This window comes from Streptomyces sp. NPDC104313 (genome assembly GCF_055583985.1).
In genome coordinates this window covers 1-26,491 of record NZ_JBVJMW010000010.1, presented here as the reverse complement: position 1 = coordinate 26,491, position 26,491 = coordinate 1, and the positions used below count along the sequence as shown (strand labels likewise).

Below are 26,491 nucleotides of genomic sequence, written 5' to 3'. Positions count from 1 at the left end.
TTCAGGCCGAGCCGGACCTCTCTCCGGCGGGCCCGCCCACGACCGTGAGCAGGTCCACGACGAAAATCAGCGTCGAGTCCGCCGGGATCGACACGGAGGGCGACTGCTTGCCGTAACCGAGACGCGGGGGAACGATGATCTCGCGGCGGCCGCCGACCTTCATCCCCCTGACCCCCCGGTCCCAGCCCTTGATGACCCTGCCACCGCCCACGGCGAACTTGAACGGCCGGTCCTGTTCCCAGGAGGAGTCGAACTCCCTTCCGGACGCGAACGTGACCCCTACATAGTGAACCTGGACGACCCTGCCGGGCTGTGCCTCAGGTCCCTCTCCCACCACGAGGTCCCGGATGGTCAGCTCGGTGGGCGCGGCACCCACCGGAACCTCGATTCCGGGCTTCGTCAGTCCACTCATCACGGTCCCATCGCTCACCACCGGAATCCGCGCACGGGCCGGCCGGACACATGGACCTTCCATGCGACAGGCGATCACCGTACCGGCAGAGCCCTCGCCCAACCGGAACGGGCCTCCTTCGCACCGCCCGCCAGGGACTACGGGACAGCCCTCAGGCCGGCAGCGCGGGGAACACGACCAGTGAGCCATCCCGGTCGCGGGCGATCTCGATCGCGACGTCCGTGGTGCGGGAGGCGACCGTGACACCGTCGCCCAACTGGTGAATCCGGTGTGTCGCGCGCATCAGGCGATCGACTTCACCAGGCGTGAAGACGGGCCGCAAGCCGTTCGGGCGGGCCAGCTCCAGCGCCGACAGGCGTACCAGGACGCCGGCGATACCTGACTCCAGTTCGTCGAGGCGCTGCTGGTCGCGCCCGAGTGCGCGGGTGAAGTTCCGGAACAGATTGCCCGGGTCGTTCTGGGCATGCTCGACGGCTTGCAGGACGATGACCCGCCGCTTCAACGCGACTGCCAGAGCCGCGAGTTCGAGGTGCGTGCGAAACCTTCCACCCTGGTCGTCGACGCCGGGGAACGACTTGGTCAGTGTGCCGATCTCGACGGCCTCGCCGTCGGGCAGCCTGCCGAGTGCGCTCCGCCACCGGGCAAGGCGGCGGTCAGCGGCGCCCAGCGCGGTGTTGATGGCATGCACCGCCGAGTCCAGTCCCAGCGAGGCCCCGAGCCTGCCCTGGTCGAGCAGGATGGCGGTGGCTTTGTCGATGGCGTCGCGGCAGCCGTCGAGTTCGCTGTGCTCGTCATCGAGCTTCTCTTCGTGCAGTTGCTCCAGCAGTTCCGTTATGCGTTCGATGGCCTGCCGGCGCTTGTGGTCGGCATGCGCACTCACCCCCACCGCTACGGCCATGAGCACGAGAGGCGCGGCCACGGTGAGCGCCGCGCCGCCGGTGGCCGCGACGCCTGCTGTAGCACCGGCCCCACCGACCGCGCCCGCTGCCGCCGCTCTACCGACCGGCACGAACGGCGCGTTGGCGACGATGCCCGTGGAGTTCACGAGGGAACCGTGGATGCCACCGGCCACTCCCTTCGCCACCATCGGGCGAACGACGCCCTGACCGAACTGGGCGGCGACCTTCGCCGGAATCACCATGCGGTACAGGTTCTCGCCGGCGGCGGTCGCCGTGGCCGCCGTAGAGGAATTTCGTGCTGTCCGCGTGACGAGCTGCGACAGGTGCTGTGCCAGGGGACTCACGGAATCGAGCGGGATGCCTCGGCTGCGGTCGAGCTCGCCGGGCAGCGGATGCACCTCAAGTGTGGCGATCGGCTCGTCGGCCAGCGCGGCCAGCACGCCGCGCAGTTCACCCAGGCGCTCGGCCGTCATCGGCTCGTCCGCGACCACTGCGGGCACCCGGACGTCACCGGTCGCGAGCGTCCACACCGGAACGGTTGCCTTGCGGTAGTCGATCATGGTCTCCCCCTTGTTTCTCACAGCAGCCTACGGCTGACATCCGACGGAAGCGGTGTGTTCCCGTCCTCTCGGACGGCAGCTGGCGGACGCCTCCCGCCCTACACCGGACCGTGTCGCCGTCGGCGGGCTGGTGTCGGGCCGGCAGGGGCCTCGGCTGCCACGGCGCCTGGAGGGGCGCCTGACCATGACGGAGAGCCTTGACTCCAGCTCCCGAACCGGGAGGGCTTGGCCGCGACTCCACCCAGCTCGTCGTGGATGGTGGAAGGCAGCGCCACTTCGGCCGGGACACCCCGCGCCTGTCCGCCGCTGACACAGCGGCCGGTCCGCCGCGCTGTTCGGCTTACTCCGCGATGTGGGATCACTGGACTTCCCTGACCGGCTTTCGGGTGCTCGCGGCGAGGACGGCTGCGGCCTCGGCACACAGCGGCCCGGTCCATCTCGTCAGCTGGCGACGGCGGGTTCCCACAGCGAAGTGGCGGCGGATTGCAGCGCGGTGCTCCTGCGGGGGCACAGCTGGACCGCGTCCTGGGTGGCCGCGTGGAATATCTCGGCCTGCAGTCGCTGCACGTCCGTGGACGGTTCAAGACCGAGCTCACGCTTGAGGATGCGGTAGAGGTTCTGGTAGGCCTCCAGGGCCTCGCCCCGACGCCCGGCACGATGCAGCGACGAGATGAGCCGGCCGTGGAACCACTCGTGCAGCGGGTAGTCGTGGACCAGGGCTCGCAGCTCGGGCAGGAACTCCCGGTAGCGGCCGAGGCGGTTCTCGGTCTCCACGCGCAACTCCAGGAAACGGATGTGGAGTTCTTCCAGATGCGCGATACGCCCGGTGAGCCGGGAACCCACGGGTATGTTGCTCAGCATGGGGCCGCGCCACAGCTTCTGGGCGCGGTCGAGATACTCTCCCGCCCGCTCCGGGGAGCCTTCGCTCAGCTCCCATTGGGCACCTCGCACCAACCGCTCGAAGATATGCACATCGACCTCGTCGGCGACGACGTCGAGACGGTAACCGGGCGCCTGGGTCATGAGTAACTCGCGCACCGGGCAATCGGCTTGTGCGTCCTCGAGCATCTGGCGTGCGTGGTAGACATGCGTCTGCAGGGTTCTGATCGCGTTACCTGGAGCATTGTCACCCCACAGTTCCCTGACCAGGGTATCGGCGGCGACGGCTTCGCCCGGCTGGAGCGCGAGCACCGCGAGTATCTGGCAGATCTTGGGAGCCTTGGGAGCGTAAGCCTGGCCGCCGTCGGTCACGATTCCGAAAGGTCCAATAAGGTTGAACTGCACTGCCCACGCTCCCGTTCCGGCGCCCGCGCGCCCGCGCTGCTGGTGTGTCGGTTCCAGACACTAGGGAGCGGACGCCCATTGACCATCACGTCCGGAGGCGAGAGTGTCATGTTACCGGACAGTAGGTTGGTAGTTGTGGCCCAGCTCACCCAACGGCCCTCGTGGACACCTCATCCGCGGCGCCCCGCACCTGGACGGCGATGAGATGGGCGACGGAGGAGAGCGTGACGTGGCGGTGCCAGCCCGGAAACGATCGCCCCACGAAGTCCGTCATCCCGACGCCTTCCGAGATGTCGCCGAAATCGCGAGCCACGACCGATGAGAGTCGAGCCAGACGCAACAGGGTCGACAGCGGCGGCGGGTCGGCGGTCGTGAGCCACAGGCGCATATCCGCCGCCACATCGCGCCACTCCCCCACCAACAACATCCCCCCGGCCCACTCGCCCGGCGGGGCGACCACGGGGATCGCGACGGCCGTCGCGAGGTCGCCGCCCGGGTTCACACGGTGACGGAAGCGGGTCATCGAGGCGACCAGCTCGCCCGCGGTCCGTGCACGGTCGCTGAATTTCGGCAACTTGGCTCGGTCCAAACGAAGTTGAGCGGCAGGATCAAGGCGCACCAGGTACGCGAGACCCATGGTGGACAGATGTCGCGCCAGGGCCACGGCATCGATGCCGTCGACGTCCACCACGACGGGCGGGGCCGGCATGCCGCCGGGCACCACGACCTGGGCGACCGAGTTGCGTATGCCCGCTTCCAGGGTTCCGGCCGTCTCGTCGTCGGGGATGCCGGCACGCCGCCGCAGTGGATCGTCCTCCAGCCAGCGGCCGGTCAGTTGCAGTCGCCAGTCGACGGGCACGGCACTGCGATCGGAGGCCAGCCAGGCCCCCACAGCGTGTTGGCCGTTGATCGTCTGCCCGAGGCGCGGCAGGTACTGCTGGTCGACACCGATCGAGTGCGACCCGACCTTGGGAATCACGGTGGGCTTGATGACCCAGGCTTCGGGAGCCAGCGTCCGCCGGACCTGCCGGGCGAGGGCATGCCGTATGGGCATCCACTCCCACGGTGACGTGCTGATGAAGTGATGCACACTCTGCTGAGCCGCCGCTCCGTCGAACTGCGTCGCGATGTTGCGCAGCGTCTTTCGCCCCGGCAGCGCCAGGAGGCTGTGTACGTACTGCTCGGCCTTGCTGCGCTGACTGGCGCGGCGCAGGGCGCCGAACAGCCGTGCGCAGAGCTCAGGATCCAGAGCGGGCGGCTCCGAAACCGCCACTCGCGCGCCGTCGGACAGTCGTGCATTCAGGTCCACAATTCCCCCGTGCTACGCCGGTCCGACAGCGAAACGACCCGCCTCGCTGCGGGCCTGAGAGCTCGCCCCCTCCCTCAAAAGAGGCCTGACATCCGCTTTATTTATACAGGCTCGCCCCTGCATCCTTACAGGCCCTGGCGCCCGGGAGACTCGAAGATCACCGACGTGACCTGGAGGAACGCGCTTTCATGACGGCGAGTCACTTTGTCTGGCCGAGGGGCCGACCCTACGCGGACGTTAAGAGTTGATGTAGAAACAGGACGCGGCGAATGCCGCATGGTAGTAGTACGAGGGGGAGAGCGACAATAGAGAACAGGAATTCCAGAAATGGGACGCTCCGGCGACCTCGGACAACGGCGGGGAAGCTCAGGTGACCCGGAGGTTCAGGTGCCCAGGGGGCGCTTCGACAGCACCCCGCCGGGCCGGACGAGTGATACCGCACGGTTCGGACGAAACTCGTGACCACTTCCGCCGGTACGGTCACGAGGGCTGCGGGACACCAGCGGCGCCAAGGAGACGTTCGGCTCGGTACGGTGATGTGTCGAGTTTCGCCAGGACACCGGCGCAGGCGACATTGGGCAGTACCAGCGCGAGGAGGCCCGACACCTCTTTGGAAAGGTCCCCGTCGGGTAGCACCTCCGTGAGCAGGTGCACGCCGGTCCACGCGCCGACGAACAGCCGTGCCGTCTCACACGGGTCGACATGGGGCAGCAACTCGCCCCGGTCCTTGGCCTCACAGAGCAATTCATTGCCCATCTCGGTCCAGTCGGGCCAGCGCGTGCCGAACAGGTCGCGGGCCTTGATGTCGACGGACAGTCGAATCGAGGCGCTCAACACCGGCTCCCGAGGCAGCCGATGGGCCAGCAGCAGCGCCAGGTCCGCCCATTCCTGCAGCTTGAACGCCTGCGGCACGAAGCCGTCCAGGGAGATCTCCTCTTCGAGCACGCCACGCGCCAGCTGCTCTTTCGAGGTGAAGTGAAAGTAGAGCCCACCACGGGTGAGCTGGATCCGATCGATGAGGCCACTGATGGTGGTGGCGTCGTATCCGAGTTCGTTGAACATCTCGGCGGCGGCCTCAAGGATCATTCTTCGTGTGCGGAGCGCACGTTCCTGCCTGGTCAACTCGCGCCTCCATGACGTGACTTTTGGCAAGGTTTGAACTCAATTTTACCTGAGCTCAATACAGACCGGAGGGCCGGTACCTTAACAGCACCTCACCTTGCGATGCACCAACAACCAGCCAGGAAGGGCTTGTTGGCAATGGTCATCGGGCAGAGTCCAGATCGTTCCCGTGCCACAGAGTGCTCGGTCGGCGGGCGGAGGCTCCTCAGCGACCGCACCACCCCTGCGAGCCGGCCCTCACCGGCCGCGGCGCCTTCTTCGTGGTGCGGCCACATCCTCGTGATCCAGCCAAAGGGTGTCGGGGAGTTCGAGGGGGGGGAAACCATCCCCCGCGTCCGGCTTCGTCCGGGCCGACTCCACAGCGGGGTTCCGTCACCGGGCCGGGGACGGGGTCAGAGGCAGGGGCAGGGAGATACGGGAGCTGTCGCATCGGTCGGTGCCGCGCAGGGTAGTTCGTTACGTGCCGAAGTTTCGGTTCATGGCGTTTCTCTGTTGTCCGCCTCATACAGCCGGTAGAATCGTAGGGCGCACGGCATTTGCTCAAGAGCGCGCTCCGGGCGCGCCGGTAACGACGCCCACCCCCCTGGGCAGCGGACGCTGGAACGCGGACGGTCAGGATCCGGTCAGGTCTTGCATCGACAGAGCTCAACCGGTGGTTACCCACGGTTGGTCTGTGGCATGTTCTCGTGTGTATGAGACGCCTCTCACTGCCATCGGAGCTCCACATGGCCAAGCAGCACCGTGCCCTTCTCACTCGCCAGGAACTGATCCGCTCGGCCGCGGAGGTCTTCGACCGCGCGGGATACGCGGAAGCATCCATCGCAACGATCAGTTCACGGGCCGGTGTGAGCAACGGTGCGCTGCATTTCCACTTCAAGAACAAGAGGGCTCTCGGGGAGGCGGTCGAACTGATCGCGGCACAGATCCTGCTACGCCTGACCGGACGGGTGCCGCTGCGCCACCCCTCCCCGTTGCAACTCCTTGTCGACACCTCGCACGTGCTCGCCCGCGATCTGCGCGATGACCCGGTCCTGCGTGCGGGGTTCGGCCTCGGCAGCGATCCGACCTGGCAGAGCGACGTCAAACTGTGGGAGCAGTGGCAGGACTGGGTTCAGCTGATGCTCACCGTGGCCCGGGACCAGGGCAGCCTGGCGCCCCAAGTGGCGGTCGAGGACGCCGCGTTCGCCATCGTGGCCGTTGTCGCCGGATTCGACGCCCTGAACCGCACGGGCGCGCAGTGGGACGCGCGGCATGCCGTCACACGCTACTGGCGGCTTGTCCTGCCCCAGCTGTCGACAGAGGCGGCACGGGAGCACCTGAACCCCGAGGGGAGTGCGGCGGAGGAGGTCTGGTCCCAGAAGTGGGACATGGTGGAAGCCTGCGGGGATGCGGCCTGAGGCGGGCGACCGTCCCCGCACGGCCCCTCGCCTCCACCGGCCCATGCCCACCGCGGGCGGCGGGGCACATACGCCTTCCTCGGGCGCAGCGAGAGGCCTGCCCTCCCAAGGTGCTGTCCTCGCCCGCGAGACGCCCCACCGCCCGAGAGGCCGTCACCCGCACGGTGCTGTGCGGCTCTTCCCGCCCGGCGGGGACGCGTCCTCGCCCCTGCCGAGTCCCTCATGGTCGGATGTCCACGCAAACCGACGCGCTCGCCGCGGTGTGCCGGCTCGACGGGACCGGTCAGACGGTTCCGGACGACCCTGAACGTCGGGGCGTGGTCATGCCCGCGCGGCACACCTACCGGACGATCGGTATGTTCTCGGGGCGGCACAAGCGGCAAGGGGGCCCGCTGGACGCCCCTGCCCCCGCCGGGGCCGTTCCCGGCGCACCGGCGGGCATCGCCCCGTCGTCCGCGTCCGCCCTCCCCGCCCCGTGACCGGGTGGCCGCGAGCGCGACGGCAGGACCTGCCGGCAGGGGCGGGAACAGAACGGATCTCCTGGCGCCGCTCCGCATCGCGGGAAGCACCAGGAGATCGCGGAGTTCAGCGAGCGAATACGTCAGGCCACGTGGACCGAGTCCTTGACGGCGGCCCCGTCGGCGGCCGGCGCCGCCGACCGCTTGCGGATCACGAACGCCGCTACGACAAGCGCGATGACGAGCGCTCCCGCGAGGGTGAGGCTGCCGTACATCAGACCGGCGTTCACGGATTCCCGCTCGTTGGTGCCCCCGTCCATCCGGGAGGCCGTGACGGAGCCCGCGGCCGAGGCGACGATCGCGACCCACAGCGCGCCACCGACCTGTCCGGTCGAGTTGGTCAGACCGGAGATCACCCCGACCTCGTCCTCGCTGGCGGTGGACATCGCCAGGTTCATGATCGGCGGCAGGCAGAGACCGATACCCAGGCCGAGGAGGAGCATCGAGGGCAGTACGTCCATCGCGTACGTCGCTTCCAGCGGCGTACGGGCAAGGAAGAGCGCTCCGGCAAGGAAGATCGCGAGGCCGATGATGAGCCCGATCCGCTCGCCCAGCTTCCCGGTCAGGTAGGGACTGAGCGCGATCGAGGCGAGGGCGGTGATCACCGTCAGCGGGAAGAATGCCAGCGCCATCTCCATCGGCGTGTAGCCAAGGACCTGCTGCAGGTAGAGCGTCGCCACGAAGAACGATCCGTAGAGCCCGCCCGAGACGAGGAACTGGACGATGTTGGCTCCCGCCACGTCGCGGTCGCTCAGGATGTTGAGGTTGAACAGTGGCGCCTTGGCCTTCTTCTGGCGGATAACGAAGCCGACCATCAGGACGACCGCACCTGCCAGATAGGCCAGCGTGTTGCCGGTCCAGCCGTTGTGCTCGGCGTTGACGATGCCGTAGACGAGCAGCGAGACGGACGAGACCAACAGGGCCGCACCCGATACGTCGAGGCCGGCGGAGAGGCCGAGTCCCTTGCCGCTGGGGAGCAGCTTCCAGCCGAGGATGACGCTGATGACACCGATCGGCAGGTTGATGAAGAACAGCCAGTGCCAGGTGGTCAGCTGCATCAGCACACCACCGGCGATCAGGCCGAGTGCGCCGCCGCCGGCGAAGGTGAAGCTGTAGAAGCCGATGGCCCTGGTCTGCTCACCGGGATCCTGGAACATCATCACAATGATCGCGAGGGTCACCGCCGTGACCAGCGCGGCACCGGCGCCCTGCCCGAACCGTGCGGCGACCAGGGTGGGCGCGTTCTGCGAGAAGCCCGCCACCACGGACGAGACCGTGAAGAGCGATACGCCGAGGAGCAGTACGTTCTTGTGGCCGATCAGGTCACCCAGCCGTCCGGCGAAGATGAGCAGGCCGCCGTAGGCGATCAGGTAGGCGTTGATGACCCATGAGACGCCCCCCTGGGAGAACCCGAGCTCCTCCCGCATCACGGGTAACGCCACATTGACGATCGTTTCATCGAGGATCGTCATCAGTGTGCCAATGCAGAGGACTGTGAGTGCAATCCATCGCGAGCGAGCGGTGTCCATTGTCTCGATCCCTAGGGGTCAGGAGCGTGTTGTCAGTAAGCAAACACACTAGCAGATGGTTGCACAATAGACGATCTATTTCGCAAGCACGCTCCTGACCTGCGGATACTCAACGTGTCGAACGCCTCCTGGGTGGCCTTTCGGCCGTCACGACCGGCTCCGGGGAGCGGCCGTCGACGAGCTTGGAGAGCGAGCGGAGGAACGGCCGGCGGTCCGCCTCCGGCAATCTGCCGAGCACCCCTTCATAGAGTTCGCCCAGTACGGGCTCGGCAGCCACAATCAGCTTGCGGCCCTCATCGGTCACGTCGACCACGCGTGCCCTGCGGTCCCTCTCCGACGGCTTGCGCGTCGCGAGGCCGCTCCGTTCCAGCGCGTCGAGCGTGTGGACCATCGTGGACTTGTCGAGGCAGGCGAGCTCCGCGAGCTCACCTTGGGTCTTTCCGTTGCCGTCTGCACACATCAACACGCTCACCACACGCAGCGATGTGCCCATCTCCTCCAGCCGCCTGGCTGCTTCGAGTTCGATGTCCCGGCCGAGCAGCTGCAACTGCACCACCAGGTCACTAGTCGTTTGTGCGCTCATTACGCCAGCGTACCTAACTAGTGGATTACGAAACTATCCACGAGTGTCTTTTTCAGGCACGGCCCGAGCTCCCGAGAGGATCCGCGAAGTCACCGGCGGTCGCCCGGAGCACACGCGACTCAGCAGGCACAGCGCCCGTGCGGGCTGTGCCTGCCGGTACCTCACACGCGCGAGAGGGTCAGAGGGCGATGGAGGCGAGCGGAGCCCGGCCCAGCAGCGCGGTGCCGTAGTCCTCCAGCGCGATGAACGGGTTCAGCGTCCAGTGCCTGCTGCCTGTCTCGAAGTCACGGAAGTAGCGCTGGAGCGGGTTCGCGCTGGCGAAGCCACCCGCACCGCCCAGGTCCATGACCTTGCTCAGGCCCTGGCGGGCCTCTCGGACCGCGCTCGCGACGTACATACGGATCCGGGTCCGCTCCGCGTCGGAGAGTTCGGTGTGCTGCTCCAGCGCGGGCTCCAGCTGATCGACGACGAGCCACAGGTGCTGCCATGCCACGTCGATGTGGTGGGTCGCCTCGGCCAGCCACGCACGGGCGCCCGGCGAGTCGGCGACGGCGCCGTGCGTCGTGTGGAACACGGGCTTGCCCTTGTCGAACGACTCCTTGATCAGGTCGAGAGCGCCCTGGGCGGCGCCCACCAGCGGCGCCAGCACGTTGGCGGACGCGGTGAGGGTGTGTGTCGACGTCCCCATGCCCTCGGGGGCACCGGTCTCGGGGTCGATCGCGTGATAGGCCACGTGCTTGTCCGCCACGAACAGGTCCTTCGTCACCACGGTGTTGCTGCCGGTGCCGCGCATGCCCGCGACATCCCACACCTCCTTGATCTCCGCATCGCCGGTGCGCACCAGGACCGAGGCGAGCGCCATCTGGGGCTCACCGTCGGCGGTGACGGAGTTCAGCAGGACCAGGGTGTAGTCCGAGTGCAGACAGCCCGACGCGAACGTGGTGTCGGCGGTCAGCCGGTAGCCTCCGTCGGCCTTGGCCGCGACTCCGCCGACGCCGGCGTTCGCGATGCTGACATCGGGATCGGCGGCGTAGATCTCGGCGACCACGTCCTTGGGGAACATGCCCTGGAGCAGGCCCCGTCCCGCGGAGTTGACCATCAGCAACCACCCCGTGGAGGGACAGCCGCGGGCCAGTTCGGCGGCCACACCGACCTCCGCGCGCAGGCCGAGCCCCAGCCCGCCCATGCTCTGCGGCGTCGGGATGCGGAACAACCCGGCGTCACGCAGCGCCGCGATGTTCTCCGGCACGGCCGCGTTGGCCTGCTCGGTCTTCTCCGCGTTCGCACGCAGCAGCGGAACAAGACCACGTGCCCGCTCGATGACGTCGTCCACAGAGAGCGAACCCTCATCCTTCACAGCTGACGACACTGTTCTGCTCCTCACTCGTCGTGCATTTCGACCTCGCCCCGCCAGTGAACGGCATGTCTCCGGAAGGCGCATTGCGCTCGCGGCACAAGACGGCCGCGGGAATTTGGGACTCGTACCAATACGGTGCCTGAGCAGTCTCTATACGCTCGATGCACATCATTTCCCGGAGGACAGGGGCATGAGCGTCCCGGGGAACGCGAACGCATTTCGCAGGATGCTCCGCGACACGTCCCTCGGCGTCACTTCGAGGCGCTCGGCCGGCGAGCCGCTGAACCGCTGTCGTCACCGGTACGGGTCGTTCGCACCGGCCCAGCCCTCAGCCGGACCGACGTCACCTGGGCGGGCACTCACCCCAACCGAAGGAGCAAGGCCGTGCGCGCTTTAGTCCGTTGGCATCCGGCACTCATGATCACAGCCGGATCGATGGTCGTGGTCAGCCTGTTCCACGCCGTCGGGATCGCGGTCGACGATCGCATGTACGGGCAGTCGCCGGCCTGGATCAAGCCGCTCAAGTTCAGCCTGTCGTTCATCGTCTACACGGCATGGCTCGGGGCACTGGTCCATCTGCTGGAGAAGACGTCCGGTTCGCTCGAACGCAGAGCCAGAAAGTTCGGCAACTGGATCGTGGTGGCGGTCTGGGCCGAGATGTTCTTCCTCGACCTCCAGACGCTCCGCGGCACGACCGTCCATTTCAACTTCCGTACGATCCCCGACGCGGTGATCTTCGAGTCGGTCGGCGCCATCGCGACGACCCTCGTCGTGATCAATCTGCTCCTCGTGGCGGTGGTGCTCAAGAAGCGCGCCGCCGCTCCCCCCGTACTGCTCGCGCTGAAGATCGGTACGTGGCTGCTGGTGGCCAGCTCACTCGTGGGCATCTACATGGCCTTCCCCACCGAGCCCGGCGGCTGGTCCAACGACGTCGTGGGCGCCCACTCCGTCGGCGCGGACATCAACCACGACGTCACGCCGGTCATCTTCTGGGCCGCGGAGGGTGGTGACCTGCGCGTCTCGCACTTCATCGGTCTGCACGCCTTCCAACTCCTCCCGCTGATCGCCATGTTCCTCAGCCGCTGGGTCGACCGCCGCATGGTCTGGGTACTCGGTGCCGGCTACACCGCCGTCTTCCTCATCTCGCTGGTGCAGGCACTGGCCGGCGAGGCGCCGTTCGAACCCAGCGCACCCACGCTCATCGCGAGCGGCGCTGTCCTGGCCGGCGTCCTCTCCGGGATCGTCTGGGCCCGCCGTCATCCGTCCGACGCTCCCCCGATACCACCCGCCCCCGAGCGAGCGGCCGAACCCGAGTCCGTCAACCTCTAACGGAGATCACCAACATGTCCTTCAACGACTTCATCATTCCGGCGCTCCAGGCGGTCACCATCCCGATGTGGGTGCTGATGATCGTCGCTCCCCAGTGGCACGTGACCAAGAAGATCACCGTGCCGATCGCCGTGGTTCCCACACTGGCCGGTGCCGTGGGCTACCTCATCACCGAACTGCCCGCGCTGACGAAGGTCCTCTTCGGGTCGACGACCGCGCCGTTCGCGAACTACGAGGGCCTGGTCGAGTTCTTCGCGATCCAGAACATCCAGATCGGCGCCTGGCTCGCCATCGTCGCGCTCGACCTGTTCACCGCGATGTGGATGTTCCAGCGCCTGCACGACCTGAAGGCCAAGACTCCGCTGATCAGCGTGCTGGCGCTCGTGGTGTTCCTGTTCCCCCAGTTCTGCCTGCTCCTGTTCCTGGTCGTCGTCCGGCCGATCCTGCGGCGCCGTCAGCGGCAGGAGGAGGCCGCCGACTCCGCCGATACCGAGCAGAATGTTCCCGCCACCGTCTTCTGACCCACCCGCACCACACTCCACGCGGAGAAGGGACCGGATCACTCCGGTCCCTTCTCCGTTTCCTCGTGCGGGACGACTCAGGCGGTGAGTTCAGTGCCGTAGTGGTTGTCGATGGCGTAGCGCCACTCACCGTTCTCGTCCTTGATCGCGACGTCCGTCGCAAGGCCCTCCTTCGTCGAGGTCACGCCGTCCGCGGTCGTCGCCAGCGTGTAGTTCACGATCATGAGCGCGACGTCTCCCGCCCGGTAGGCGTGCTGGACGTCGACCGTCAGCTCGGGGGTCAGATCGGCGAAGTACTGCTTGATGCCCGCCTTCATCTCCTCGTTCTTCTGGAGCGCGTACCCGGGTTCGAGGACCAGCGCCGCGTCGTCGGAATAGAAGTCGTAGAGGTTTTCCGTGTCGTGTGCGTTGAAAAGGGCCGCGTACTTGCCGGCGATCTTGTTCCAGAATGCCAGGTCCTCGGACACGCATTTCTCCTTCATACGAAGAGAACTAGGGGCGCGACCATACAAGCGCACTCTTACTCACCCATTTCTCATTCCGGTCTAATCGAGCCGGATTAGATCCGGATTAGCTGTGAGTGAAACGGCACGCACAACACTGTCCGGACATACCACGGCGAGAAATGAGGCACCATGGCATCCGAGGCGCAGGAACTCGTGGACGGCACCCTCCACCAGAACATCTCCGGCATCGGACTCGACCCCACGTACGTGCGCGCGGAGGGCAACAGCCTCTGGGCGGCCGCCCACGACGGGTCCGAGACGGAGATCGTCGACTTCGTCTGCGGCTACGGTTCGCTGCTGCTCGGCCACAACAACCCCGAGATCGTCGCCTACGCGACCGAGGTGCTGAACGCGCGGACGCCGATCCACTCCCAGTTCTCCCGCCGCCCCGAGGCGAACAGGGTGACCGAGGTGCTCAACCGGATCGCCCGGCGGGAGTTCGGCACGGCCGACACCTACTTCGGCGTGTTCGCCAACACCGGCGCCGAGGCCGTCGAGGCCGCCGTCAAACACGCCGAGCTGGACCGGGGCATGCGCGTGCAGGCGCTCCTCGCACAGGTCACGGAGCACACGGAGCAGGCGCGAGCCGCGGTCGCGTCCGGTGCGGCAACCGTCGACGCCGCCGCGCTCACCCGGCTCGGCATCGCGGGCCAAGGCGGCCCGGCCGGCGAACTGGAGGCGCTGCTGGCCGAGGTGGAGGCGCACAACTCGCGTACGCTGTCGAAGGCTCCGGTGTTCTTCACGCTGGAGGGCGGCTTCCACGGCAAGCTCGCCGCGAGCACCCAGCTCACGCACAACCCGGCCTTCCGCACGCCGTTCACCTTCCTCGCCACGAACGCCCGCTTCGTACCGGTGAACTCGGCCGGCGCGGTGCGCCCCGCGTTCGAGGCCGCGCGAGCGATGGTGCTCGACCTGATCGTGACCGACGGCACGGTCAAGGTCACCGACATCACGGCCCCGGTGTACGGCGCGTTCTTCGCCGAGCCGATCCAGGGCGAGGGCGGGATAGTGCCGCTCGCACCGGAGTTCGCGAAGGAGATCGCCGCGGTCAGCGCGGATTTCGACTGCCCCGTCGTGGTCGACGAGATCCAGTCCGGCAGCGGCCGCACCGGCGCGTTCTTCGCCGGCGCGGAGATCGGGCTCCAGGGCGACTACATCACGCTGGCCAAGAGCCTCGCGGGCGGTGTGGCGAAACTGTCGGTGCTGCTGGTCCGGGAGTCCCGCTACCGCCCCGAGTTCGAGCTGCTGCACAGTTCGACGTTTGCCAAGGACGGGTTCTCCACGCTCATCGCGCAGAAGACGCTGGAGATCATGGAGCGGGACGGCGGTGCGGTCTACCGCAGGGCCGCTGAGCGCGGTGCCCGCCTCCTCGATGTGCTCGAATCGCTGCGAGCCGACTTCCCGGATGTGGTCAAGGACGTCCGCGGCCGCGGCCTGCTGCTCGGCCTGGAACTGCACGACCAGTCCGGCTCCGCCTCGGCCAATGTCGCCGGTGCCCAGGCGGGCGGTGTCTTCGGCTACTTGGTGAGCGGGTTTCTGCTGCACCGGCACACCGTGCGCGTCCTGCCGACCTCCAGCGCGCCGAACACGCTGCGTTTCCAGCCTTCGGTCGACCTCACCGACGCCCAGATCGACAGGCTCGACGCCGGGTTGCGCGCGGCGTGCACGGCGCTCCGCACGGCCGATGAGGCGACGCTGCTGGGCTTTCTCGGCGCGAGGGCGTTCTGATGGCGCGGCTCCAACTGCTGCCCCCGCGCGACGAGGCACCCACCGCCGGTGCGACGTCCGAGGCCCTGCGCCAGGAGGTCACCGCCCACTGTGGCGGCGACGCCACCGCGTGGGCCGTGCAGACCTCGGCAGGCCTGTGCCCGGACGGACAGGACGCCCTGCCGGAGTTGGTGGCACTGTCCGTCACCTTCCGGCTGCACCACAGGAAGGGGCTGCCCGCCTCCGTGGTCGCCGAGGCCGAGTCACTGGTGCGTACCCAGGTCGAGCGCGGCTTCGATCTCGCGCACGGGCTCGGCCTGATCCGGTCGGCGCACGGGCGCATCGCGTCCGCGGTGCTGGCGGCGTGCGCGCGGATCGAGGACCCGGACGAGCGCACCGCCGCGATGACCGAGACCGCGTCCCTGGTGTTCGACGCGGTGGACGAACTGTCCCAGCTGGTGTCGGACCGGTTCGCCGCCGAGCGGGAACGCTGGCTCGCCGGTCCCGCCGCCGAACAGCGCGCCGTCGTGCTCTCCGTCGTCCGCGGCGAATCCGTGGACCTGGACCGGACGGCCCACAAGCTCTGCTACGACCTGCGTCAGAACCACGTGGCGCTGGTGCTGTGGGCCGAGCGGGACTCCGGTGCCCAGGAACTGCCGAAGACGGCGGCCCGTCTGCTCACCCGCCTGGGCTGCCGGTCGACGCTGCTCGTGCCGATGGGCGGCGACGGTCTGTGGGCGTGGGGTGTGCGGCCCAACGGCGACACGGAGGAGCTCGCGCCGCTGCTCGCCGCGGACCCCGCCGTGCAGGTGGCGGTAGGTCTGCCGGGTGCGGGTCTCGCCGGATTCCGCACCTCGCACGAGCAGGCGATGGCCGCGGCCCAGCTCGGTCTGCGCTCATCGGCGCCGGGCCGCGTACACACCTACCGGACGCTGGAGTTGGGGGCGCTGCTCGCGCGGGACGAGCAGGCCGCCGCCGACTTCGTGTGCAGGGAACTCGGTGCGCTGGGCGATGACTCGCCGTCAGCGGGAGCTCTGCGCGCCACCCTGAAGTGCTATCTCGACCACGACCGCAGCGTCGCGACCGTGGCTCAGCGGCTGCACATCGCCAAGAACACCGTGCTGTACCGCATCAAGCGGGCCGAGCAGGTACGTGGTCGCCCGCTCGGCGACAACCGGCTGCAACTGCACACCGCCCTGTATCTGGCGGAGACCTTCGGGGTGTCCCGACCGGTACAGCCGGGTGTGGCGCCGGCCGTGCGCACGGCCTGAGGCAGGACCGTCGCACCCCACCAACTGTCTGACCTCACTACACAGCGGGGAAGTCATGAACACCTTCGAGCACGAATCCAGCAATGCCGTCGCCGTCGTCGGCCTGTCGTGCCGCCTGCCGGGTGCGCCGGACACGCCGTCGTTCTGGCGGCTGCTGTCGTCGGGCACGAGCGCGATCACGCAATCCTCGCGGTTCGGCGACGCGGGCTCGGTGCGCTGGGGCGGCTTCCTCCCGGACGACGAGATGGGCGCCTTCGACGCGGAGTTCTTCGGCATATCGCCGAAGGAGGCGGCGGCGATGGACCCGCAGCAGCGGCTGCTGCTCGAACTCGGGTGGGAGGCGCTGGAAGACGCCGGGTTCGTGCCGGCCGACCTGCGCGGTGAGCACCTCGGGGTGTTCGTGGGGGCGATGGCCTGCGACTACGCGACGATCGCGGCCAAGGCGGGCGTGGTGTCGCGGCACTCGCTGACGGGCCTCAACCGCGGTCTGCTCGCCAACCGGCTGTCGTACGTGCTCGGTCTGCGCGGGCCCAGCCTCGCCGTCGACACGGGTCAGTCGTCCTCACTGGTCGCGGTGCACCTGGCGTGCGAGAGCCTGCGCACCGGTGAGTCCGAGATCGCCCTCGCCGCCGGCGTCAATCTGATCCTCACGCCCGAGAGCACGGTGGAGGCCGACCGGTTCGGCGCGCTCAGCGCGGACGGCCGCAGCTTCACGTTCGACGCCCGCGCCAACGGATACGTGCGTGGCGAGGGTGGTGCGGTGCTGGTCCTCAAGTCGCTCGCCTCGGCGCGGCGGGACGGTGACACCGTCTACGCGGTGATCCGCGGCAGTGCGGTCAACAACGACGGTCCCGCGGCGACGCTGACCACGCCGAGCCGGTACGCGCAGGAGGCCGTGGTCACCGCGGCGCACCGCCGCGCGGGCACCGCACCGGACGAGGTCGGCTACGTCGAGCTGCACGGCACGGGTACACCGGTCGGCGATCCGATCGAGGCGAACGCGCTCGGTGCGGCACTCGGCCGGAGGCGGAGCGAGCCCCTGCGGGTCGGCTCGGTGAAGACCAACATCGGCCACCTCGAGGGCGCCGCGGGCATCGCGGGGCTGCTCAAGACCGTGCTGTCGCTGCACCACGGCGCGGTGCCGCCGAGCCTGAACTTCGCGACGCCGAACCCGGCGATCCCGCTGGGCGAGCTGAACCTGTCCGTACAGCAGCGCCTGGAAGAGGTCGGTCCGACCGTCGCCGGGGTGTCGTCGTTCGGCGTGGGCGGCACGAACTGCCATGTGGTGCTCGCCTCCACGGAGCGGCGGCCGCTGGAGCCGCGCCCGTCCGCCGCGAACGGTCCGCTGCCGTGGGTGCTGTCCGCGCGTACCGAGCAAGGGCTGCGCGACCAGGCGGCACGACTGCACGAACTGGTCACCGCGCCGGACGCGCCCGCTCACGACGACATCGCGTTCTCGCTCGCCACCGGCCGTACGCACTTCCCGTACCGCGCCGCCGTGCTCTGCGGACACGCCGAGGGGCTGCTCGAGTTGCGGGACGGCGGCCTGTCCGCGGATCTGGTGAGGGGCAAGGCCGCCCCGGTCGGCAAGACCGTGATGGTCTTCCCCGGCCAGGGCTCGCAGTGGGCGGGCATGGCCAAAGAACTCATCGGCACCTCACCGGTGTTCGCGGCGAGGATCCGCGAGTGCGCCGAGGTGATCGACCCACTGGTCGGGTGGTCGCTGGTCGACGTGTTGCGTGAGGAACCGGGCAGTCCTTCGCTGGAGCGCGACGACGTGGTGCAGCCCGCGCTGTTCGCCGTCATGGTCGCGTTCGCCGCGCTGTGGCAGGCGGCGGGTGTCCGGCCCGACGCGGTCATCGGCCACTCGCAGGGCGAGATGGCGGCCGCGCACGTCGCCGGCGCGCTGTCGTTGCGGGACGCCGCGACACTGGTCGTGCGCCGTGCCCAGCAAGTGGTCCGGATTCCGCGCGCGGGCGGACTGCTGTCCGTTCCGCTGCCGGTCGCACAGGTCCGCGAGCACATCCAGGCGTGGCCGGACCGCCTCGGCATCGGAGCCGTCAACGGCCCGTCCGCGACCATCGTGTCCGGTGAGCTCGACGCGTTGCGGGAGTTGGAGAACACCTACGTCGCCGACGGTGTGAAGGCCCGTGTGGTGCCGATCAACTACGCCTCGCACTCGCCGCTGGTCGAGGACATTCGCGAGGACGTGCTGCGCGCCGCGGCGGACGTCGGGCCGCGGAAGACCGATGTGGCGTTCTACTCCACGGTGTCGGGTGCTCTGCTCCCCGACACGTCCGTTCTGGACGCGGAGTACTGGTACAGCAACCTGCGGCAGGCCGTCGAGTTCGACCAGGCGGTGCGCGCCGCCTTCGCCGACGGCCACACGACGTTCGTGGAGTGCGGTGCCCACCCGGTACTGGGGGTGGGGATCACGCAGATACTCGAAGGCCGGGAAGCGGTGATCACGGGTACGCTCCGCCGCGACCGGGGTGGTCTGCGCCAGTTCCTCACCTCCCTCGCCGGTGTGCACGTGGGCGGCGGCGCGGTGGACTGGGCGGCGGCGGACTGGGAGGGCCTGCTCGCCGGCCGTCCGGTGCGCCGTGTCGCCCTGCCCTCCTACGCCTTCCAGCGCGAACGCCAGTGGCTCGACGTGGCAGGCGAGGGGGCCGTGCCTCCCCCTCCCCGCCGGAGGCCCGCACCGGATCAGGTGCCCGCCGCCGGGACGGTGCGGCCCGGGTCCGGCAGCGGCCTCACGCCCGAGCGCGCGCTCGACCTGGTGCGTGGCGCGGTCGCGGTGGTGCTGGGCCATGCCTCCCCCGCGTCGGTGCCCGTGGACGCGACGTTCAAGGAACTGGGCCTCGACTCGATCGGCGCGGTGGAGTTCGGCAAGGCGCTCGCCGGTGCGACCGGGCAGCCGACGACCTCGACGCTCACCTACGACCACCCGACACCCGCCTCGGTGGCCGCGTACCTCACGCGCGGCGACACCGACGAGGAGTTCACCGCTGCCGGGGCAACCGATGAGCCCATCGCGATCGTGTCGGCCTCCGGGCGCTGGCCCGGTGGCGCGGACACACCGGAGCGGCTGTGGCAGATCGCCGTCGACGGTGTCGACACCGTCGGCCCCTTCCCGTCCAACCGGGGCTGGGACCTGGACGCGCTGTACTCCCCCGACGAGCCGAGGACCGGCACCTCGTACACCGACCAGGGCGCCTTCCTCTACGAGGCCGACCAGTTCGACGGCGCGTTCTTCGGGCTGGGGCCGCGCGAGGCCACCGCGATGGACCCGCAGCAGCGGCTGCTGCTGGAATCCGCGTGGGAGGCCGTGGAGCGGGCGGGCATCGAGCCGGGTTCGCTGCGGGGCAGCCCGACGGGCGTGTTCATCGGCGTGATGCCGCAGGAGTACGGGTCGCGGCTGCACCAGACCACACAGGAGTACGACGGGCACGCGCTGACCGGTGGTCTCACGGCGGTCGCGTCCGGCCGCCTGTCCTATGTGCTGGGCCTTGAGGGGCCCGCGATCAGCGTGGACACCGCGTGCTCGGCATCGCTGGTGTCGATGCATCTGGCGGTGCAGTCGCTGCGACGCGGTGAGTGCGACCTCGCACTGGCCGGTGGTGTCACGGTCATGTCGACGCCCGGCATGTTCACCGAGTTCTCCCGGCAGCGCGGGCTGGCGCGTGACGGCCGCTGCAAGCCGTTCTCGAACTCCGCCGACGGCACCGCGTGGGGCGAGGCGGCGGGCGTCGTGATGCTGGAGCGGCTGTCGGACGCCGTCCGCAACGGCCACCCCGTGCTCGCGCTGGTGCGCGGCTCCGCGATCAACCAGGACGGTGCGTCCAACGGTCTCACCGCACCGAACGGTCCGTCGCAGGAGCGGGTGATCCGCGCCTCGCTCGCCGATGCGGGGCTGCGCCCATCGGACGTGGACGCGGTCGAGGCGCACGGCACCGGAACGACGCTGGGCGACCCCATCGAGGCACAGGCGCTCCTCGCCACCTACGGCCGCGGGCGTGACATACCGCTGCTGCTCGGTTCGGTGAAGTCGAACATCGGCCACACGCAGGCGGCAGCGGGCGTCACCGGCGTGATCAAGATGGTGTACGCGCTGCGCAGCGGTGTGCTGCCGGCGACCCTGCACGTGGACGAGCCGTCCCGGCACGTCGACTGGTCGCCGGGCACCGTGTCGGTGCTGACCCGGAACACGCCCTGGCCCGATACCGGCCGGCCGCGCCGGGCCGCCGTGTCGTCGTTCGGTATCAGCGGCACGAACGCGCACCTGATTCTGGAGCAGGCTCCGGAGACCGCCCCGGTCCACGACGCGACGAACGGCTCGGACGCTTCGGACGGCTCGGACGCTTCGGACGGCTCGGACGCTTCAAAGGCCGAGGAGGCCGCGGCCTGCTCGAGGGCGGTGCCCTGGGTGTTGTCGGCCGGCTCCGAAGCGGCGCTGCGCGACCAGGCGGCGCGGCTGCACGAGCAGGTGCTGGGCGCCCCTGGCACGGACATCGGGGACATCGCGGCCTCGCTCGCCCGTACCCGCTCGTCGTTCGACCACCGCGCGGTGGTCGTGGGCACCCGTGAGCGGCTGCTCGACGGCCTCCTCGCGGTGAGCGACGACGAGGAGTCCACCGCGGTCGTGCGCGGCACCGTGGCCCCGCGCGGCCGAACCGTCTTCGTCTTCCCCGGCCAGGGCGCCCAGTGGGCGGGGATGGGACGTGAACTCCTCGACACCTCACCGGTGTTCGCCCAGGCGATCGAGCGGTGTGCGAAAGGGCTCGCGCCGTACATCGACTGGTCGCTGACCGACGTGCTGCGCGACGAGCCGGACAGTGCGTCGCTGGAGCGCGTCGATGTGGTGCAGCCCGCGCTGTGGGCGATGAACGTGGCCCTGGCCGAGCTGTGGAAGTCCGCCGGCGTGCGGCCCGACGCCGTGATCGGTCACTCCCAGGGCGAGATCGCCGCCGCCGTCGTGGCCGGGGCGCTGTCCGTCGAGGACGGGGCGAAGACGGTCGCGCTGCGCAGCAGGGCGATCAAGCAGATCGAGGGCGGGGGAGGCATGGCCTCCGTGCCGCTGGCCGCCGACACCGTGCGGGAGCGGCTCACGCGCTGGGGAGCACGGCTCGACGTCGCCGCGATCAACGGCCCGTCCGCCACGATCGTCTCCGGCTACGCGGACGCGCTGCGCGAGATGGTCGACGGCTACCGTGCCGAGGGCGTGAGCGCGAAGACGATCCCGGTCAGCTACGCCTCGCACTCCTCGCACGTGGAGGACGTGCGCGAGGATCTCGCGTCGGCGCTCAAGGACATCGAACCGCAGGGCACCGGCCTGACGTTCTTCTCGACGGTCACGGCACAGCCGCTCGACACGACGCTGATGAACGCCGACTACTGGTACGCGAACCTGCGGGAGACCGTGCGGTTCGAGGACACCGTACGGGCCGCGCTCGCGGACGGCTGCACGACGTTCGTCGAGATCAGTCCGCACCCTGTGGTGGCGGTCGGCCTCAACCAGATCACCGACGACGCGGTGATCACCGGGACGCTGCGGCGCGACAAGGGGGGCCTGGACCAGTTCTACGCCGCACTCGCGCGCGTTCATGTCACCGGGGCAGCGGTCGCGTGGGGGAACCTGGTTTCCGGCCGCACCGTCGAGCTGCCGACGTACCCGTTCCAGCGTAGGCGTTTCTGGCTCGACGCACCGGCGACGAGCGGTGACGTCGGTGCGGCGGGACTGGAGGAGGCCGGGCACCCGCTGCTCGGCGCGACCGTGGAGCTCGCCGACGGCGGTGGGCTCGTGCTCACCGGCCGGGTGTCCCTCGGCGTGCACCGGTGGCTCGCGGACCACGCGGTGTTCGGCCGGCCCCTGTTGCCCGGCACCGGGTTCCTGGAGCTGGCGCTGCACGCGGCGGCGCAGGTCGGCGCCGCGGCGGTGGACGAGCTGACTCTGGAGGCGCCGCTGCTGCTCACCGAGGACGGCGCCGCACAGATCCAGATCGTCGTCGGATCCGCTGACGAGGACGGGCAGCGCACCGTCAGCGTGTACTCGCGCGCGGCCGGCGGCGAGTGGACACGCAACGCCCACGGCACGCTCGCGACCCCGGCGGACGGGGAACCGGCCGTCAGCGAAGCGGAGTTCCCGGGCACGTGGCCGCCTCCGGACGCCACAGCGGTGGACGTCGACGAGCTGTACGACCGGCTCTCGGCCCAGGGGTACGACTACGGGCCCGCGTTCCGCGGTCTGCGTGCGGTGTGGCAGCAGGGCGAGGAGATCCTCGCCGAGGTCGCCCTGCCCGAAGAGGCGCCCGGGGCCGAGGGGTTCGGCCTGCACCCGGCGCTGCTGGACGCGATGCTGCACCCGGTGGTGGGCATCGCGGTCACCGGACCGCAGGTGCGGCTGCCGTTCTCGTGGAACGGGGTGCGGCTGTACGCTCCGGGCGCCACGGACCTGCGGGTGCGGATCGCACCCGCGGGTCAGGACGCGGTCACGGTCACCCTGGCCACCGAGGGTGGTCTGCCGGTGGCGCACGTGGAGTCGCTGCGGCTGCTGCCGGTCTCGGCCGATCAGCTGGGAGGGGCGCGCACCACACCTCCGTACCGGCTCGCCTGGTCCGAACTGCGGGTCACGCCCGCCCCCGCGCCCACCGTCGCCGTCACCGACATCGAGACGGGCTTCGCGGAGCTGGCCGAGGTGCCGGAGTACGTGGTGCTGGACGTGGTCCTGCGGGCGCCGGACTCCGTGGTGGCGGACACGCACCGCGTCACCGCGCTGGTCACGAAGCTGTTGCGGGAGTGGCTCGCCGACGAGCGGTTCACCGCGTCGACACTGGTGCTCCGCACGCGCCACGCGGTCGCGACCGGCGGACCCGCGGACCTCGAGAACCTCACGGGCCTCGTGGCCGCTCCGGTGTGGGGTCTGGTCCGCACGGCACAGGCGGAGCATCCGGACCGCGTCGTGCTGCTGGACACGGACGGTGATCTCGATGTCGGCCTCCTGTCGGGCGCGGTCGCGAGTGGCGAGGCACAGTTCGCGATCCGCGACGGCGCGGTGCTCGTACCGAGGCTGACGCGGCTGACGCCGCAGGCCCTGGCCGAGTCCGTGACGGCGCTCGACCCCGAGGGCACGGTGCTGATCACCGGAGGAACCGGTGGGCTGGGCGGGCTCGTGGCAAGGCATCTGGTGACGCGGCACGCCGTGCGGCATCTGGTGCTCACGAGCCGTAGGGGCCCGGACGTGCCGGGTGCGCGGGAGCTGGCCGGTGAACTCACCGCGCTGGGTGCGCGTGTGCGGCTCGTGGCCTGTGACGCGGCCGAGGCCGACGACCTGGCCGCGCTCCTCGCGACCGTCCCGCGGGAGCACCCGCTGACGGCCGTGGTGCACACGGCGGGTGTGATCGCGGACGGTACGGTCTCCTCGCTCTCGGCGGAGCGGGTGCACACGGTGCTGCGCCCGAAGGTCGACGCCGCGTGGAACCTGCACGAGCTGACCTCGGGGATGGACCTGTCGGCGTTCGTGCTGTTCTCCTCCGCCGTCGGCGTGGTCGGCAATCCCGGCCAGGCCAACTACGGTGCGGCGAACAGCTTCCTGGACGCGCTGGCGCACCACCGCCACGCGCGGGGCCTGCCCGCGGTGTCGGCCGCGTGGGGTCTGTGGGCGGAGTCGAGCGGCATGACCTCGCACATGACCGCGACCGACGTGGAGCGCATCGGGCGGCGCGGGCTCACGCTCATGCCGACGGAGGTGGGTCTCGCCCACTTCGACGCGGCACTGTCCGCAGGACTGCCCACGCTCGTCACGGCCCGCATCGGGGCAGCGGGCGTGGACACGAACGCGATCCCCGTACTCAGGGGACTCGCCCGGTCCGAGCCGAAGCGGAACGCGCCGAAGCGTTCGCTGGCGACGGAACTCGTCGGGCTGGACGCGGCGGAGCAGCACGCGCTCCTGCTCGACGCGGTACTCAAGACGGCGGCCGGCACGCTCGGCCACGACTCGGCGGACGCGATCACCGCGCACAGCGGGTTCCTGGAGCAGGGCTTCGACTCGCTCAGCGCGGTCGAGCTGCGGTCCCGGCTCAGCAAGCTCGTGGACGCGAAGCTGCCGAGCACGCTCACCTTCGACTATCCGACGCCGGACGCCATCGCGGGCCATCTGCGGTCCCTGCTGGTGCGGGAGGAGACCGAGCGGGCCCCGGACGTGCTGGGCGAGCTGGCCCGGCTGCGGATCGTGCTGTCGGCGGTGGACACCGAGGTGTTCGACACGGACCGCGTGGCCATGGTCGCGGCCCTGAACGAACTGATGGGGCTGGTGGACGTCGAGTACGCGATCGACACCCACGGTTCCGACGACGACCTCTTCGCAATGATCGACAACGAGCTGGCCTGAGGGAGATTCCGGCAATGTCAGAAGAGCAGAAGCTGAGGGACTATCTCGGCCGGGTCACCGCCCAGCTGAAGCAGGCCAAGCGCACACTCCAGAACCTGGAGGCCGCACAGAACGAGCCCATCGCGATCGTGGGCATGGCCTGCCGCTACCCCGGTGGTGTGCGGTCCCCGGAAGACCTGTGGCGGCTCGTCGACTCCGGCGAGGACGCGATCGCGGAGTTCCCCGCCAACCGGGGCTGGGACCTGGAGGCGTTGTTCGACACCGATCCCGACCGCAGTGGCAAGTCCTATACGCGTGAGGGCGGGTTCCTCTACGACGCGGATGAGTTCGACGCCGACTTCTTCGGTGTATCACCCCGTGAGGCCACGGCGACCGACCCGCAGCAGCGGCTGCTCCTGGAGTCGGCGTGGCAGGTGCTGGAGAGCGCGTCGATCCGTCCGGACTCGCTGCGCGGCAGCGATACCGGAGTGTTCGTCGGTGTGATGTCGCAGGAGTACGGTCCGAGCTTGCTGCACCCGTCGGTCGACGGCACGGACGGGTTTCTGCTGACGGGCAATCAGAACAGTGTCGCGTCCGGCCGCATCGCCTACACGCTCGGGTTCGAGGGCCCCGCGGTCACGGTGGACACGGCGTGCTCGTCGTCGCTGGTCGGTGTCCACCTCGCGGTGCAGGCGCTGCGCGCGGGCGAGTGCTCGCTGGCGCTGGCCGGTGGTGTCGCCGTGATGTCGACTCCGGGGTTCTTCATCGAGTTCTCCCGGCAGCGCGGTCTGTCCCCGGACGGCCGGTCGAAGTCGTTCGCGGCCGCGGCGAACGGCACGGGCTGGAGCGAGGGCGTCGGCATGCTGGCGCTGGCACGGCTGTCCGACGCCCAGCGGCTCGGCTATCCGGTGCTCGCTCTCGTACGGGGCAGTGCCATCAACCAGGACGGCAAGAGCAGCCAGCTCAGCGCGCCGAACGGGCCGGCGCAGCAACGGGTGATACGGCAGGCGCTGGCCTCGGCCCGGCTGACTCCGTCCGATGTGGACGTCGTGGAGGCGCACGGCACCGGAACGGTCCTGGGGGACCCGATCGAGGCGCAAGCCGTCATCGCCACCTACGGCCAGGACCGGGAATCCCCGCTGTGGCTGGGATCGTTGAAGTCGAACATCGGCCATACGCAGGCGGCTGCCGGTGTCGGCGGCATCATCAAGATGATCATGGCGATGCGTCACGGCGTGCTGCCCCGGACGCTGCACGTGGACGAGCCGACCCCACACGTCGACTGGTCGGCGGGCTCCGTCGAACTGTTGACCGAGGCCCGGCCGTGGCCCGAGCTGGAGCGGCCACGGCGGGCAGCCGTGTCGTCGTTCGGCATTTCCGGTACGAACGCGCACGTCGTCCTGGAAGCGGTGCCGGCCGCGGAGCCCGCGGGCCCCGTCGAGGCGGCACCGGTTCAGGTGCCGTACCTGGTGTCGGCCAAGACGCCTGACGCGCTGCGGGCACAGATCGGCAGGCTCCGGCACCACCTCGACCAGCACCCTGGGCTCTCGCCCGCCGACGTCGGGCTCTCCCTCGCCGAGCGCTCCCAGTTCGCGCACCGGGCGGCGCTTCTCGGTGACACGACGCTGGCCGAGGGCCAAGCGGGCCGTGGCGGTCTGGCGTTCCTGTTCACCGGCCAGGGCTCGCAGCGCGCAGGCATGGGCCGGGAGCTCGCCGAGACGTACCCGGTGTTCCGTGAGGCGCTGGACGCCGCACTCGCGGCACTCGGCATCCAGGACGAGTACTTCACCGGCGACCTCGACCGCACCCGCCTCACACAACC

At 69.5% G+C, this 26,491-nt stretch carries 17 protein-coding genes; 8 read left to right on the top strand and 9 right to left on the bottom strand.

Translation table 11 applies throughout. The annotated features are described in order from the left end of the window. Window position 1 precedes the first annotated feature (1 nt). From ACZ60Q_RS23035 to ACZ60Q_RS23015, 5 genes are all read right to left on the bottom strand, one after another. The gene (locus ACZ60Q_RS23035; protein ID WP_469637666.1) at window positions 2-412 is read right to left on the bottom strand and encodes an FKBP-type peptidyl-prolyl cis-trans isomerase; all 411 of its coding nucleotides are present in this window, start codon (window positions 410-412) and stop codon (window positions 2-4) included. Between the two features lie 151 nt (window positions 413-563). Next, window positions 564-1,871, bottom strand: coding sequence for a hypothetical protein (locus ACZ60Q_RS23030; protein ID WP_469637663.1), 1,308 nt, complete (start codon window positions 1,869-1,871; stop codon window positions 564-566). A 441-nt stretch (window positions 1,872-2,312) separates the two neighbouring features. Next, a complete protein-coding gene (locus ACZ60Q_RS23025; protein ID WP_469637660.1) occupies window positions 2,313-3,155 on the bottom strand; it encodes an AfsR/SARP family transcriptional regulator in 843 nt (280 codons plus the stop codon). 145 nt (window positions 3,156-3,300) lie between these two features. Further along, window positions 3,301-4,446 (bottom strand): IS701 family transposase, encoded by a 1,146-nt coding sequence (locus ACZ60Q_RS23020; protein WP_469638310.1) that lies wholly within the window; start codon window positions 4,444-4,446, stop codon window positions 3,301-3,303. Window positions 4,447-4,944: 498 nt separating this feature from the next. Further along, window positions 4,945-5,586, bottom strand: a complete 642-nt coding sequence (locus tag ACZ60Q_RS23015) for a ScbR family autoregulator-binding transcription factor (RefSeq protein ID WP_469637657.1) — start codon at window positions 5,584-5,586, stop codon at window positions 4,945-4,947. 725 nt (window positions 5,587-6,311) lie between these two features. Between ACZ60Q_RS23015 and ACZ60Q_RS23010 the strand changes: the two genes are divergently transcribed. Both ACZ60Q_RS23010 and ACZ60Q_RS23005 read left to right on the top strand, forming a co-directional pair. Continuing rightward, on the top strand, window positions 6,312-6,983 hold the full coding sequence (locus ACZ60Q_RS23010; RefSeq protein WP_469637654.1) for a ScbR family autoregulator-binding transcription factor: 672 nt from the start codon (window positions 6,312-6,314) through the stop codon (window positions 6,981-6,983). Between the two features lie 230 nt (window positions 6,984-7,213). Next, the gene (locus tag ACZ60Q_RS23005; protein ID WP_469637651.1) at window positions 7,214-7,462 is read left to right on the top strand and encodes a hypothetical protein; all 249 of its coding nucleotides are present in this window, start codon (window positions 7,214-7,216) and stop codon (window positions 7,460-7,462) included. A gap of 122 nt (window positions 7,463-7,584) precedes the next feature. On the opposite strand, the gene ACZ60Q_RS23000 is transcribed toward ACZ60Q_RS23005, so the two are convergent. The 3 genes from ACZ60Q_RS23000 to ACZ60Q_RS22990 all read right to left on the bottom strand — a co-directional run bounded on the left by ACZ60Q_RS23000 (window position 7,585) and on the right by ACZ60Q_RS22990 (window position 10,982). Further along, window positions 7,585-9,030 (bottom strand): MFS transporter, encoded by a 1,446-nt coding sequence (locus ACZ60Q_RS23000; RefSeq protein WP_469637648.1) that lies wholly within the window; start codon window positions 9,028-9,030, stop codon window positions 7,585-7,587. A gap of 109 nt (window positions 9,031-9,139) precedes the next feature. Continuing rightward, a complete protein-coding gene (locus tag ACZ60Q_RS22995) occupies window positions 9,140-9,613 on the bottom strand; it encodes a MarR family winged helix-turn-helix transcriptional regulator (protein ID WP_469637645.1) in 474 nt (157 codons plus the stop codon). 178 nt (window positions 9,614-9,791) lie between these two features. Next, window positions 9,792-10,982: an acyl-CoA dehydrogenase family protein gene (locus ACZ60Q_RS22990; RefSeq protein WP_469637642.1), complete on the bottom strand. Its 1,191-nt coding sequence runs from the start codon at window positions 10,980-10,982 to the stop codon at window positions 9,792-9,794. A 405-nt stretch (window positions 10,983-11,387) separates the two neighbouring features. Here ACZ60Q_RS22990 and ACZ60Q_RS22985 point away from each other — a divergent pair, with 405 nt between their 5' ends. After that, on the top strand, window positions 11,388-12,299 hold the full coding sequence (locus tag ACZ60Q_RS22985; protein WP_469637639.1) for a hypothetical protein: 912 nt from the start codon (window positions 11,388-11,390) through the stop codon (window positions 12,297-12,299). A gap of 14 nt (window positions 12,300-12,313) precedes the next feature. Next, window positions 12,314-12,820: an abscisic acid-deficient protein Aba4 family protein gene (locus ACZ60Q_RS22980; RefSeq protein ID WP_469637636.1), complete on the top strand. Its 507-nt coding sequence runs from the start codon at window positions 12,314-12,316 to the stop codon at window positions 12,818-12,820. A 77-nt stretch (window positions 12,821-12,897) separates the two neighbouring features. Here the strand turns inward: ACZ60Q_RS22980 and ACZ60Q_RS22975 are convergent, their stop codons facing one another. Next, the gene (locus ACZ60Q_RS22975) at window positions 12,898-13,287 is read right to left on the bottom strand and encodes a YybH family protein (protein ID WP_469637633.1); all 390 of its coding nucleotides are present in this window, start codon (window positions 13,285-13,287) and stop codon (window positions 12,898-12,900) included. 168 nt (window positions 13,288-13,455) lie between these two features. On the opposite strand from ACZ60Q_RS22975, the gene ACZ60Q_RS22970 reads away from it, so the two are divergent. The 4 genes from ACZ60Q_RS22970 to ACZ60Q_RS22955 form a co-directional block, all read left to right on the top strand. Further along, a complete protein-coding gene (locus ACZ60Q_RS22970; protein ID WP_469637631.1) occupies window positions 13,456-15,054 on the top strand; it encodes an aminotransferase class III-fold pyridoxal phosphate-dependent enzyme in 1,599 nt (532 codons plus the stop codon). Then, the gene (locus ACZ60Q_RS22965; RefSeq protein ID WP_469637628.1) at window positions 15,054-16,304 is read left to right on the top strand and encodes a PucR family transcriptional regulator; all 1,251 of its coding nucleotides are present in this window, start codon (window positions 15,054-15,056) and stop codon (window positions 16,302-16,304) included. The genes ACZ60Q_RS22970 and ACZ60Q_RS22965 overlap by 1 nt, the downstream gene beginning before the upstream one ends. 55 nt (window positions 16,305-16,359) lie before the next feature. Further along, complete coding sequence (locus tag ACZ60Q_RS22960; RefSeq protein ID WP_469637625.1) at window positions 16,360-24,690, top strand: type I polyketide synthase; 8,331 nt, start codon at window positions 16,360-16,362, stop codon at window positions 24,688-24,690. After that, on the top strand, window positions 24,687-26,491 hold a 1,805-nt coding region (locus ACZ60Q_RS22955; RefSeq protein ID WP_469638307.1), incomplete at its 3' end, for a type I polyketide synthase. The genes ACZ60Q_RS22960 and ACZ60Q_RS22955, both read left to right, overlap by 4 nt.

Coding starts and splice junctions, on each gene's coding strand:
- ACZ60Q_RS23035 (WP_469637666.1), bottom strand. CDS start 412: ATGAGTGGACTGACGAAGCCCGGAATCGAGGTTCCGGTGGGTGCCGCG.
- ACZ60Q_RS23030 (WP_469637663.1), bottom strand. CDS start 1,871: ATGATCGACTACCGCAAGGCAACCGTTCCGGTGTGGACGCTCGCGACC.
- ACZ60Q_RS23010 (WP_469637654.1), top strand. CDS start 6,312: ATGGCCAAGCAGCACCGTGCCCTTCTCACTCGCCAGGAACTGATCCGC.
- ACZ60Q_RS23005 (WP_469637651.1), top strand. CDS start 7,214: ATGTCCACGCAAACCGACGCGCTCGCCGCGGTGTGCCGGCTCGACGGG.
- ACZ60Q_RS23000 (WP_469637648.1), bottom strand. CDS start 9,030: ATGGACACCGCTCGCTCGCGATGGATTGCACTCACAGTCCTCTGCATT.
- ACZ60Q_RS22995 (WP_469637645.1), bottom strand. CDS start 9,613: ATGAGCGCACAAACGACTAGTGACCTGGTGGTGCAGTTGCAGCTGCTC.
- ACZ60Q_RS22985 (WP_469637639.1), top strand. CDS start 11,388: ATGATCACAGCCGGATCGATGGTCGTGGTCAGCCTGTTCCACGCCGTC.
- ACZ60Q_RS22980 (WP_469637636.1), top strand. CDS start 12,314: ATGTCCTTCAACGACTTCATCATTCCGGCGCTCCAGGCGGTCACCATC.
- ACZ60Q_RS22970 (WP_469637631.1), top strand. CDS start 13,456: ATGGCATCCGAGGCGCAGGAACTCGTGGACGGCACCCTCCACCAGAAC.
- ACZ60Q_RS22965 (WP_469637628.1), top strand. CDS start 15,054: ATGGCGCGGCTCCAACTGCTGCCCCCGCGCGACGAGGCACCCACCGCC.
- ACZ60Q_RS22960 (WP_469637625.1), top strand. CDS start 16,360: ATGAACACCTTCGAGCACGAATCCAGCAATGCCGTCGCCGTCGTCGGC.